Source organism: Candidatus Hydrogenedentota bacterium (genome assembly GCA_035416745.1).
GTDB lineage: Bacteria > Hydrogenedentota > Hydrogenedentia > Hydrogenedentales > SLHB01 > UBA2224.
In genome coordinates, this window is the sequence record DAOLNV010000031.1 from 1 (window position 1) to 11854 (window position 11854).

Annotated in this window: 11 protein-coding genes; 1 reads left to right on the forward strand and 10 read right to left on the reverse strand. The window is 59.8% G+C overall.

Annotated elements, in window-relative coordinates; translation table 11 throughout:
* The 7 genes from pyrE to PLJ71_11220 all read right to left on the reverse strand — a co-directional run.
* On the reverse strand, positions 1-479 hold a 479-nt coding region (gene pyrE, locus PLJ71_11190; GenBank protein HQM49240.1), incomplete at its 3' end, for an orotate phosphoribosyltransferase.
* On the reverse strand, positions 476-1168 hold the full coding sequence (pyrF, locus tag PLJ71_11195) for an orotidine-5'-phosphate decarboxylase (protein HQM49241.1): 693 nt from the start codon (positions 1166-1168) through the stop codon (positions 476-478). The genes pyrF and pyrE, both read right to left, overlap by 4 nt.
* A gap of 14 nt (positions 1169-1182) precedes the next feature.
* On the reverse strand, positions 1183-2109 hold the full coding sequence (locus PLJ71_11200; GenBank protein HQM49242.1) for a dihydroorotate dehydrogenase: 927 nt from the start codon (positions 2107-2109) through the stop codon (positions 1183-1185).
* A 1-nt stretch (position 2110) separates the two neighbouring features.
* Entirely contained in the window at positions 2111-2893 is a 783-nt protein-coding gene (locus tag PLJ71_11205) for a dihydroorotate dehydrogenase electron transfer subunit (protein HQM49243.1), read from the reverse strand.
* Positions 2894-2921: 28 nt separating this feature from the next.
* Positions 2922-4007: a DNA integrity scanning diadenylate cyclase DisA gene (gene disA, locus PLJ71_11210; protein ID HQM49244.1), complete on the reverse strand. Its 1086-nt coding sequence runs from the start codon at positions 4005-4007 to the stop codon at positions 2922-2924.
* 55 nt (positions 4008-4062) lie between these two features.
* Entirely contained in the window at positions 4063-5424 is a 1362-nt protein-coding gene (gene radA / locus PLJ71_11215; GenBank protein HQM49245.1) for a DNA repair protein RadA, read from the reverse strand.
* 140 nt (positions 5425-5564) lie between these two features.
* The gene (locus tag PLJ71_11220; protein HQM49246.1) at positions 5565-6452 is read right to left on the reverse strand and encodes a hypothetical protein; all 888 of its coding nucleotides are present in this window, start codon (positions 6450-6452) and stop codon (positions 5565-5567) included.
* Positions 6453-6661: 209 nt separating this feature from the next.
* Between PLJ71_11220 and PLJ71_11225 the strand changes: the two genes are divergently transcribed.
* Positions 6662-7918 (forward strand): diaminopimelate decarboxylase, encoded by a 1257-nt coding sequence (locus tag PLJ71_11225; protein HQM49247.1) that lies wholly within the window; start codon positions 6662-6664, stop codon positions 7916-7918.
* On the opposite strand, the gene PLJ71_11230 is transcribed toward PLJ71_11225, so the two are convergent.
* The 3 genes from PLJ71_11230 to PLJ71_11240 form a co-directional block, all read right to left on the reverse strand.
* Positions 7910-9952 carry an ABC transporter permease subunit/CPBP intramembrane protease gene (locus tag PLJ71_11230; GenBank protein HQM49248.1) on the reverse strand — a complete coding sequence of 681 codons (2043 nt, stop codon included), beginning with the start codon at positions 9950-9952 and terminating at the stop codon, positions 7910-7912. The genes PLJ71_11225 and PLJ71_11230 overlap by 9 nt on opposite strands.
* Positions 9949-10698: an ATP-binding cassette domain-containing protein gene (locus PLJ71_11235; GenBank protein HQM49249.1), complete on the reverse strand. Its 750-nt coding sequence runs from the start codon at positions 10696-10698 to the stop codon at positions 9949-9951. Before PLJ71_11235 ends, PLJ71_11230 begins: the two co-directional genes overlap by 4 nt.
* A gap of 211 nt (positions 10699-10909) precedes the next feature.
* On the reverse strand, positions 10910-11794 hold the full coding sequence (locus PLJ71_11240; protein ID HQM49250.1) for a sugar phosphate isomerase/epimerase family protein: 885 nt from the start codon (positions 11792-11794) through the stop codon (positions 10910-10912).
* Between the last annotated feature and the right edge of the window lie 60 nt (positions 11795-11854).

The window sequence follows — 11854 nt, forward strand, 5'->3', positions numbered from 1 at the left end:
GGCTCGTACGGGCAATCGAACGACGCTTCTCCGGAGCTGCGGTCAATGAGGACGGAAACGCCGGCGATCTGAGCGCCGCGCTGGCGAAGATGGGCGATGCTCTTCTTGATCGAGCCTCCTGTCGTGGCGATGTCCTCGACAACGAGCACACGTTCCCCTTGACGGAGCAGGAAACCCCGTTTGAGCGCCATGGCGCCGTCTTGTTCTTTTTCGGTGAATGCCGCGCGGCATCCGAGATGCCGGGCCGTTTCGTAGGCCAGGATGATTCCGCCGGTGGCTGGGCCGACCACCAGATCGATGCGGGCGTCTTTGAACCGGCTGGCCATGGCGGCGCAGAGGCGCTCGGCGATGTCTGGAAACTGGAGTACGCGCGCCGCCTGCAGGAACTGGCGGCCGTGGCGGCCGCTCGCGTAGAGAAAATGGCCGTCGAGAAGAGCGCCAGCCTCCCGAAAAGCTGCCAGTACCTGCTCGCCGTTCATCCTTGCAACTCCTCCAGGATCAATCGTACGGCTTCGGGCGGATTTTTGTGTTTGAGGATGGGGCGCACCACGACGATCATGTCCGCGCCGGCTTCCGCGGCTTCCCGGGGGGTCATGATACGGGCCTGGTCGTCCTGGGCTGCCCATTTGGGCCGGATTCCGGGCGTGACAATAAGGGGTTTCGGACCGACGGCTTCTCGAACCAGGGCGATCTCGCGGGGAGAACAGACAACCCCGTGGGCCCCGGCGTCCACCGCAAGTCTGGCCAGCCGGGACACGGCCTGGGCCGCCGTTTCCGGGAGCCCGATCTCGCGGCGGAGCATATCGTCCGTGAGGCTGGTAAGGACCGTGACGGCCAGGATTCTGGCCTGGGTTTCTTCGACCGCTTCGCGGGCTGCCGCGATCATTGCTTTTCCGCCCGAGGCGTGAAGCGTGAAAAGGCTCGCGCCAAGGTCTGCGGCAGCTTTCGAAGCCTTGGCGACGGTGTTGGGGATGTCGTGAAACTTCAGGTCGAGGAACACGTTCTTTTCGAGGCCCCGCACTGCCTCGACAATCTCCGGTCCGCACCGCGTGAACAGTTGTGACCCTATTTTGAACCACTGGCACCCTGCCGCGGCGCCCACCGCGGCCAAGGCCTCTTCGCGCGTGTCGACGTCCAACCCGGTTATGAGTTTGGTCTTATCTTTCATAAGCCCCCATCCGATCAGGTTTGCATGACGCCGATGAGTTGTCTTACGTCGGGGATGTTGTGCCGACTGAGATACTCCGCGATACCTTCAACAATCCGCAAGGCGATATCCGGCTGGCGGAAGGACATCGAGCCGACCGACACCGCCGTGGCGCCGGCCAGGAGGAATTCGATAGCGCTTGGCGCGCCGGTGATTCCTCCCGTGCCGATGATCGGTATGCGGAGCACGCGCGCGGCGTCCCAGACCATTTTCAGCGCTACAGGGCGAATCGCCGGGCCGCTCAGGCCTCCCACAATATTGGCCAGACGCGGTTTCCGGGTTTCCGGATTAATGGCCATGCCAAGGAGCGTATTGATGAGGCATACGGCGTCCGCCCCGGCCTCTTGGGCGGCCAGCGCGGGCTCCTGGATATTCATCACGTTCGGAGTCAATTTTATGTACAGGGGCAGTTTCGTGGCGGCGCGAATGGCGCGCGTGTATTCCGAGATCGCCTCGCAGCTCTGGGCCACAAGAACCGGGCCCCTGGCCGTGCGCGCGTCGTGGACGTTCGGGCACGAGAGGTTTGCCTCGATGGCATCCGCGGCGCCTTCAGACTCGAGCCGCTGCGCCAACTCGGCATATTCGTCCGGCAAATACCCGTAGATATTGGCGATAATGGCCGCTTTGCGCGCGCGCAAATAGGGGACCTTTTCCGCCAAGAACCGTTCGATGCCGACGTTTTGAAGCCCGATGGCGTTAAGGAGTCCCGCGGGCGTCTCGACGAGGCGCGGGGGTTTATTGCCCGGCCGAGGCTTCAGCGAAATGCTCTTGGTCGTGACCGCGCCCAGGAGGGACACGTCGAAATACCGGCCGAACTCCTCGCCGTATCCGAACGTGCCCGAAGCGACCGTTACCGGGTTCTTCATGTGCAGGCCGCCGAGGTCGACGGCTAATGTCGGCATATTACAGGTCATAGGCTGGGTTATGTGCTTCCCAATCGATTATTGCCGCGTCAAAAACGGGGCCGTCCACGCAGACGCGAACCATTTTCTCGCCCTCGTACTCCTCGATGGATTCGACAACGCATCCAAGACAGGCGCCGTCACCGCAGGCCATCTGTGCTTCCAGAGAAACCAGACAATTGGCCCCGGCGCGCCGGGCAACCGCCGCGGTAGTCCGCATCATGATCATGGGACCGCATGCATATACGCGGGTGGCTTCCCCCGGATTCAAGCGCTCGAGCATCCCGGCCGCATAAGCCTTCTGGCCCGCGGACCCGTCGTCCGTCGCAAGGTACACCGTACAGCCCAGGCCTTTGAACAGGTCTTCGCAAAGCAGGAGCTCTCTTGTTCGTGCGGCCAGCACCACCTCGGGGGGACGTTGACACGCCCCAACCAGAGCTTGTGCAAGGGCGGGAAACGTCGCCACGCCGATACCGCCCGACACGATAATGTGGCGCTCGAAGCTGCCGTCGACGGGGAATCCATTGCCCAGAGGCCCCTGGAGCGAACACTTCTGTCCGGGAACGCGCTGGGCCAGGAGCGCGGTGCCTTCCCCTTCGACCTTATAGAGGATGCTGACGCCGTCGTCATGGATTTCGGAGAAACACATGGGGCGGCGCAAGAAAGGGTAAAGGGTCTCAGACACCTCGACCATGCAGAATTGGCCGGGTATCGCCGCGCGGGCAATGTCTGGAGCATGCAGGCGCATGCGCCAGTGGCCCGGCGCGACACACTCCCTCGCCACGATCTCGCAATCCCGGATAAAGCGCATCTCAGGTCCTGCCTCGATCCAGGGCCAACTGGCTTCTCAGATTGTTGAGGCTGAGGCGAACCCGCTCCGCCAACACCTCGCCCACGCCCTCCACAGCGTCCAGTTCATCCTTCGGGGCGCGCATGATCTGTTGAAGCGTACCGAACCGGTTCACCAAGTTGTCGATGATCTGCGGCGTCAGACGGCGCGTCTGCGACAAGACCCGATACCCCCGCGTAGACAGATAGGTATCAACGCCTCGCAGGTTTGCGCCGTAACCGAGGGTCTGGCTGATGGTTTCCAGCGACAAGAGCTCGTCGTGCGACAGTTCTTCGATGCGCTGCTCGGCGATTTCAGCAGTAAGAGAGGGCTTTTCCTTATAGTAGTCTTTTATGACGAGCCGGGACTCCTCGATTGGGATGGACAATTCGCCCAGCTGCAACTCGATCAGGCGCCCTTCCGTTCCCAGTTCGAGAATATAGGGTTCGATCTCGGACGCTATCCGGCGCGACATCTCGCAGCGCTGAATCGCCTTGCACACGTCGAATATGGTGACCATGTCCTCGAATTCGCGGGCGCTCAGGTCCAGCATGGATTGGTTCAGGCTGGTAATGTACTTCTCGAGGGTCTGAAGCGCTTGTGCCGCCTTGTTGAGCAAGGTGGGAAGGCTGTCCAGCACGTGCCGTGTGTGCTGCACATACAAAGTCACGCTTGAACGCCGTTCCGAGACCGCTACCACCGCGCACTTTGCCTGCTTCGCCATACGTTCCGCGGCGATGTGGCGGGTACCGGTCTCGTGCGATACGATGGAATTGCTCGGCGTCAGGAAACGGTTGGCGTAGGTAATGGTGGTGCCGTCTTCGTTCAAGATGATGGCGCCGTCCATTTTCGAGAGTTCATACAGCAACTGCGGCGTGCATGCCGCGTTCAATTCAACCCCGCCGTCGGACAGCTCGGCCAGCCTCTTGGGATCTCCAATGCACAAAAGCGCTCCCAGACGGCTCTGCAACATCATCGAAATGGCTTCCCGGATCTTGGTTCCCGGGGAGATCATCTTGATGGCTTCGCGATAGGCAATGGACTTCGATTTGCGTTTTGACTTCACCATACCCCTCTTTCCTCGGCATGTCTGCATCACGTCTCTATGATGTCACGGAGGGTTCTTATCTTTCCATAGCTATCTCGATGGCCTGGCTCACCCGTCCCACGGGCCATACCGTTGTTCTCGCATCTTCGGCATCCTGTGCGCTACTCTTGGGGAGAATGCACGTGGTAAAGCCGAATTTAGAGGCTTCGCTGACCCGCTGGCGCACCATATCCACGCCCCGCACTTCGCCCGCCAGCCCGATTTCGCCAAACGCGGTCAGGTGAGGCGCGGCCGGGGCCTCCATGAAACTGGATACCAGGGCCAGAGCAATGGCCAAATCGGCCGCCGGTTCGTCCAGCCGGACCCCGCCGGCAACATTGACAAAGACGTCCCGGTCAGCAAAGTGCAGACCCGCGCGCTTCTCGAGGACCGCGAGGATTAGACTTACGCGGTTTGGGTTGACCCCCGTTACCGTTCGCCGGGGAGAGCCCAGATTCGACCCGCACACGAGGGCCTGCACTTCGACCAACAACGGCCGCGTGCCTTCCACGCTCGGCAGCACGATCGAACCGCTAACCCCTTCCGGGCGCTCATTGAGGAAGAGGGCGCTCGGGTTAGGCACCTCTTGGAGGCCGGTCTCGGTCATCTCAAAAACGCCGATCTCGTTGGTTGAACCAAACCGGTTCTTCACGGCGCGCAGGATGCGCAGGGCCTGCTTCCCCTCACCCTCGAAATACAGCACGGTATCAACGAGATGTTCCAGCATGCGCGGCCCGGCTATCGAGCCGTCTTTCGTGACATGGCCGACAAGAAAAACCGGCGTGCCCGATTTCTTGGCCAGGCGAAGAAACTCGCTTGCGCAATCCCTCACCTGGGAGATGCTCCCCGGCACGCCAGGCGATTCGGCCGAATACACCGATTGGATGGAATCCACCACGACCAAGCTGTACGCGCCCTCCAGCACGTATCTTGATATGGCCGTCAGCTCCGTTTCTGTCAGCATGAGGAGGTTGTCGGAGAGGGTTCCGAGACGCCGCGCGCGGAGCTGCGACTGGCTGAAAGATTCCTCGCCGGACACGTAAAGCACCGGCTGCCCTCCCGTCGCCAAGCCGTGAGAGATTTGCAGCATAATCGTCGATTTGCCAATGCCAGGGTCGCCCCCCACAAGGGTCAGGGACCCCGCCACAATCCCTCCGCCCAGAACGCGGTCGCACTCCGCGATGCCCGTGGAAATCCGTGCAGGCGGCTCCCGGCCTTGCTCGGTCACAGGAATCGGTTTGCCGCCGTCACTTATCGTTGTGCGGACGTGCTTGCCGGCTTCCACGAAGGGTTCTTCGATAACCGTGTTCCACTGTCCGCAGTCCGTGCAGCGGCCGACCCAGCGCATGTAGGTCGCGCCGCACTTCTGGCACACAAATGTCGATTTGGTCTTGGCCACCAGGAGATTCCCGTGAGAAGTTGCTCGTGCCTTGAAACCACGATCTCTACAGGTTTACCGCCGCACAGGAGGCTCATAACGCCTGAAGAATACCAGATGAGAAAGGCCCAATAAAGCACCCGTATATCTTTGAACACCAGCTATGTCTTCAGGAACGCCTGCAGTTTGGTCCGGAAATCTTCGGACGATATCTCGGTCCCTGAAGCAGAGTAAACGATATTGCCGCTTGTGTCCTGCAGGACGATTGAAGGAACAGCCTTCACACCGTACTTGATAACGGCCGGATCCTCTTGGGAATACAGAACACGGATGTTGATGAATTCGGCTAATGCCTTCTGGGCAAACGGCGTCTGAAAGACCGTTTCTTCAAGTCTTGAAGATTCTTCCGCGCCATCGTAAAAGAAGATGCACACAGGGCGCTTGTACTGCGAGGCGATATTCATTCCCTCGTCATACTTGTAGTACCACTGTACGGGCTGGGGCGGGGAATCGTCCGGGCTGAGGTCACCTGAGTCCGTTGCAGTATCCGATGAAGACATGCCGGTCTTCACCTTGCCGATTACGAAAGGAAATCCTATCAAGAGTATCAATAGCACGCCAACAACGCAGGCCAGGGTCACGTAGAACCGCTTATTGGACGAGCGCCGTGGCATCTCGGCAAAATCCGGCGCGGGGGAGGGGGCGCTGGGAGCCGCCGCCGCTCCACTCTGCCGGGTCGCGTCGTGACCCATCAGGCTTGCCAAATCCGTTGGACCCTCTTGGATAGCGCCATGCTCGCGCCGCAGACGGTTCAGAAGAGCCTGCGATTTCTGATCGTTATGCATGGCCACCGCCTGTTCGCAGATACGGATGGCCTCCAAAGGACGCTGCAGTTCGGCCAGACACATGGCCCGGCCATAGAGAACGTCCTTTTGATCCGGGAACGCGGCGTTGATTTCGTCCAGCATGATCAGCGCCTCGGGATACCGTTTTTGCGCAAACAGCGTCTTTGACTGCTGAAACTTCTGGGCCGCCTCTTGACTCGTCATAGCGGATTCTCCCTCAAATTCAATCGGCTGGTCTGGGGATCTGGCTTCAGTATACACGTTTCCCGCTGGGTCACCTCAATTGCGCGATGTGCTTGGCGGGACCAGCCAGATGAAGGCTGGGGAAGCGTCAAGTGGCTCACGCGGTCCCGTATATGGTATGTATAAGCCCCTCATGTGTCACAAATGAAGAGGAAAGGTGGAACACACTGATGGAACCCCTGCGATTCTTGACTGGCGGACAGGTTCGCGCCCTCGAGCGTGAGTTCGGCACCCCTGTGTACGTATACGATGCGGCAACCCTTGAAAACCAGGCCCAACAGGTCCTCCATTTCCCGAATCCCTTCGGGCTGACAGCACGGTTTGCCATGAAGGCCCTGCCGACGGGTGCTATTCTCCGGCTGCTCCATGACCTCGGGCTTCACATTGACGCCAGTAGCGGCTACGAAGCCTCGCGTGCGATGAAGGCGGGAATTCCGCCACAACATATCCAGCTGACGGCCCAGGAAATGCCCGGAAACCTGGCAGAGCTGGTCAGGGCGGGGGTTCAGTTCAATGCGTGCTCCCTGGCACAGCTTGCCGCCTTTGGAGAGCTGTTTCCGGGCGCCTCTTTAGGCGTACGTATGAATCCGGGGATGGGTTCGGGGCACAACAACCGGACCAATGTCGGCGGGCCCTCCTCGAGCTTTGGCATCTGGCGCGATTATGTGCCTCGCGTGCTCGAGACTTGCATGCACCACGACTTGCATGTCACCAGAGTGCACACCCACATTGGTTCCGGGGGAGACCCAAATGTCTGGACGAAGTGTGCAAACCTTTCCCTCGAAGTCGCCGCCCAATTTTCCGAAGTCACCACCCTGAATCTGGGCGGAGGGTTCAAGGTGGCCCGCATGCCCGGGGAAGTGTCCGCGGACCTGCAGGAAATCGGCGCGGCCGTCAGCGGGCTTCTTTCGAAACATGCCGATACCCACGGCAGGCGCCTGAGACTGGAAATCGAGCCGGGTACCTTTCTTGTGGCCAATGCTGGCGCGCTTGTGGCGCGCGTCATGGATGTCGTAGACACGGGCGCGGATGGGTACGCGTTCATAAAGATAGACGCGGGAATGACTGACATCCTCCGTCCGGCGCTCTATGGAGCACAACACCCGATAACGCTCGTTCCGGCCGCCGAAGAGGAGCGCGCGGAAGCGGAGTACCTCGTCGCGGGGCATTGTTGTGAAAGCGGCGATGTATTGACCCCTGAACCGGGCAACCCCGAAGGGCTTCTGCCGCGCCGTCTCCAAGAGGCCCGCATTGGCGACCTGCTGGTGGTCGGAGGCGCCGGAGCATACTGCAGCGCCATGTGTTCTAAGAACTACAATTCCTTTCCGGAACCGGCCGAGGTCATGCTGAAGAAAGATGGCGGAATGCAGCTCATCCGAAAGCGGCAGACCCTGGCTCAACTGCTTGCCAACGAGGTTCTACCCTGACAGTTCTTTGTCCGGCCGCGGAAAACGCAGGTGGAGATAGCCGATTCCTGCCGTCATTGCCGACGCCGCAATACCGATGAGCCACCAGGGAAGGCCTGCCTGTCCCGCGGAGAGGTTGCCGATGGCCTGGGCAAGCCTCAGGGGAATCCGCTCAGAGGCGATCAGCACTGCTGTGCCGTTGAAGACAAAATGCGCCAGGATGCCATTCCAGAGCGAGCGTGTCCGCCAAACGACATACGTGAGGACGACACCGGTCAGGCCCGTCAGCACGACACGGTAAATGCTGAGGTGGAATACGCCGAACAGAATGCCAACCGCCGGGATCAAGGCCCAGGAAGGCAGGCGTTTCTCCAGGCCCGACAGGATCGCCCCCCGGAAAAGCAGTTCCTCGCATATGGCCGGCGACACAGCCACCACGGCCAGGAGTACGAAAATATTGGTCTCGCCCACGCGCATCGCCTGAACGTACTGTCTGGAGATTTCTTCGGGCATCGGCAACACGCTGTTGTGCCAAATACCCAATTGAAACGCGAGCACCAGCCACGACAACCCGATCACGAGCGTTGCGATTGCCCCGTCAATCGTGAACGGCCGCAGGCGGAAGGCGTTGAGCAGATCAACCCGCACATACCAGAGCAGTCCGACCGCCGGCAATGCTATCAGCACCCATTCCGTAATCAGCAGGCCGCCCATAAGATTCTTCGACTGCACATAGACGCCCACGTAGAAGATGAGCAGGATGACCAGCGTGTACAACGTCATGGAAATCCCGACGGTGGGCTCCGCACGGGGGCGCAACAGCGAACGGCGCAGGGTAAGAGGAAGGCCCTTGTCTTCGGACAAAATGACGTCTTCGCGCTGGAACAGCCAAGTCGCGCAAACCAGGGAAAGCAACGCATAGATGCTCGTGCTCAGCAAGACGCTGAAAATGGCCTCGGGTGCCGCGCGGTCGGTGAGCAGGTCACGAAACAGCAGGCCAATATTGACGATGGGCACAAACTGCAGAATCGAACCCAGCTCGAGGCCTGGCAAACCGGCCAGCCCGGCCGGAATCGTTATCACCAGGAAGAAGGGAGTTACATAATTCTGAGCCTCTTTGAATGTACGCGCAAGCACCGCGACCGACATCATCAATGCCGAGACAAACAGCGCCAGAGGCACCAGCAGGAATATCATCAGAAACGCCGTGCCCAACGGAAACTCGACAGGTGTCTTCTCGGGACTGACCTGCATCTTCGTGAGCAAATCGGAAAGGTGGAACGTAAACGTCATGGCCATGCTGGCAAGATTCAGCAAACCCGTCAGCATCGAGATGCAGAAAACCGTCAAGAACTTGCCGCACACGATCTCGAACTTGGTCGCCGGCGTAGACAACAGCGCTTCAAACGTGCCTCGCTCTTTCTCGCCAGCCGTGAGATCCACCGCCGGATAGAACGCCCCGATGCCAACCATGAGAACCATAATCATCGGAAGCATTACGGCGAGCAGCGTGCCCACGATACGGGCCGTAGGGGCCACATTGACTTCCTGAAGCTTGAGGGGCGTCACGAATTCCGGGGAGATTCCCACGCTCGCGAGACGGTTCTCGAGAATCCGGTTCTGAGTGGCCCGAAACCCCTCGCTGAGGCGGTGGGCCGCTTCACGCGATTGCGGTTCCGTCGAATCGTATTGAATGACAATGAGCAGCGAGCCGCCTGCTTCCAGAACTTGACCCGCATTCTGCTTCACCACAACCACGGCATCGACTTCGCCCTCGAGAAGGGCCGCTTCCGGGTCCTTCGGATGGACCAATTCCATGCGGGGCAGCGCTTCCACCCACCGGTCCACCGTGACGTCCTGCTCCGACCTGACGGCAACGCGTGATATCGACTCCTCCACACTCGCAAGGTGCATCATCGCCACCTGAGAGGTGATCACCAACAGAGCGGGATAGAGAATCACGGGAATGCCGATCATCGCCGCCAATGTGCGCTTATCACGCAATGTAACCAGCGATTCTTTGAGGAATATGGCGTTGACAGTACGCAGCTTCATGGCGACACCACACGCTCATCACTGACCATGCGGACGAACGCATCGGTCAAATTGCCGCAGCCCGTTTCATCGTAGAGATGTTCCTTGGTTCCAATTGCGAGAATTTCGCCGCGATGAATGAGCGCCAACCGGTCGCAGAGAATCTCGGCCTCGGTCATGTAGTGCGTTGAAAAAATGATGCTGCGGCCCGTTGACTTCGACGCGCGGATGAACGACAGGATGGTCTGGCACGTCATGATATCGAGGCCGGTGGTCGGTTCGTCGAGGATGAGCACTTCGGGATCGTGCAGCAAAACCCGGGCAATCGAGACTTTCTGACCCTGCCCCGTTGACAGGGTATCGCACCGGCGGTTAATGAATTCCGCCATGCCGAGCATCTCGCACAATTCGGCTGTGCGCTGCTCGATCCGCTGTCGCGAAAGACCATGAAGGCGCCCAAAAAACCGCAACTCCTCGCGCGCGGTCAGGCGGCCGTAGAGTTTAGTATTCCCTGACAAAAAACCGATGTGCTGCCGCACCTCGTCGGGATTCTGGTCCGTGCGGAGGCCGGCAATCCAGCAGTAACCCGATGTCGGCACGATAATGGTGCCCAGCATGCGCAGCAAGGTGGTCTTGCCCGCGCCGTTCGGGCCCAGAAGTCCAAAAATCTCGCCCGGTTCAACGGATAGGGTTGCGCTCTTGACAGCTTCCACCGGGTCTGTCCGGGGCGGATAATAGACTTTTCGAAGCTGTTCGGTCCGGATCATCCTGCTACCTAAGAGTGTGTTTTCGTATTCTCCAAGTGCGTACTTTTAGCATATCCGGATGCCTATCGCCAAATACCCCCCTCTGCCGCGCAAATCATCTACCGGGATAAGGCCATTACAGCGTCAAGCGCGCGCCGAACGGCCAGCGGTTATTGACCCGGCCGAAGTTTGTGAAAATCGTCGCCGGGCACTTCCGTGAGCTCTGGTGTCCTCAGGCAATCCCGAGCAGCGTACGCGTGAACTGCGCGTTTCGTTTGAAGTCGGCCTCCCGCTCTCCAATTACCTTGGTTTCGAGTACGACCCAACCCTTGTAGCTGATGGCATGCATGGCGTCTGCCACTGCGTTCATGTTCACCTCGCCTTCGCCAAGATACCCTTCGTTGTCCTTGAAGTGAATCTGGCAAATGCGATCTCCCAGGAGCCGGATTTCCTGGCCAACGTCGTAACCATTGTGAGTGGAATTGCCGACATCGTAGTAGACGCGCACCGCGTTGCTCTTGACGCGACCGAGAATGTCCAGATTCTGCTCCGCGGAAAGGGTATTTTCGATGCCGAGGATAACTCCTGCCTTCTCCGCTTTCGGGGCGAATTCCGTGAGCTGTCCCACCAGTGTATCGACGTCCTTCTCCTTGAGCGCACCCGATTTGTCACGCAGATCGCCCTTCCCGAAAAACGCCAGGAGCATCACCTTCGCCCCCAGGTCCTTGGTCCCATCGATGGTTTGCTCGACCCATGCCGGGGCGCGCGGCTCGCTCACCATGGGAAAACCGTTCAACAGTCCCATCGCCACCGACGAGATCGCAACTCCGTGGGTCTCCATATTCTGCTTGTAGGCCTGTCTTCGTTCCGGATCCGCTATGGCCAGCACGTCGCCGGGCTTGCCGTTGTCGGCTGCAGCCGAGATCTCCAGTCCATCGAGGCCTGTCGCGGCCGCCGACGCAAGGCCCTCGGGTCCAGAAGCCCCCAACGACCAGTCGCACGCGCTCAGGCGTATCGCCGGTTTCGAATCGCCCGCCAACGCGCGGGGCATCACGAGACCAGCGGCAGCAACCCCAAATCCCGCCTGTACAATGAATTCACGCCGTGTCGTCCGCATTGTGAGCCAATCCTTTCTTTCCTGGAATCATCCATCAGCTGAATCGCTGCTGTTCCTGCG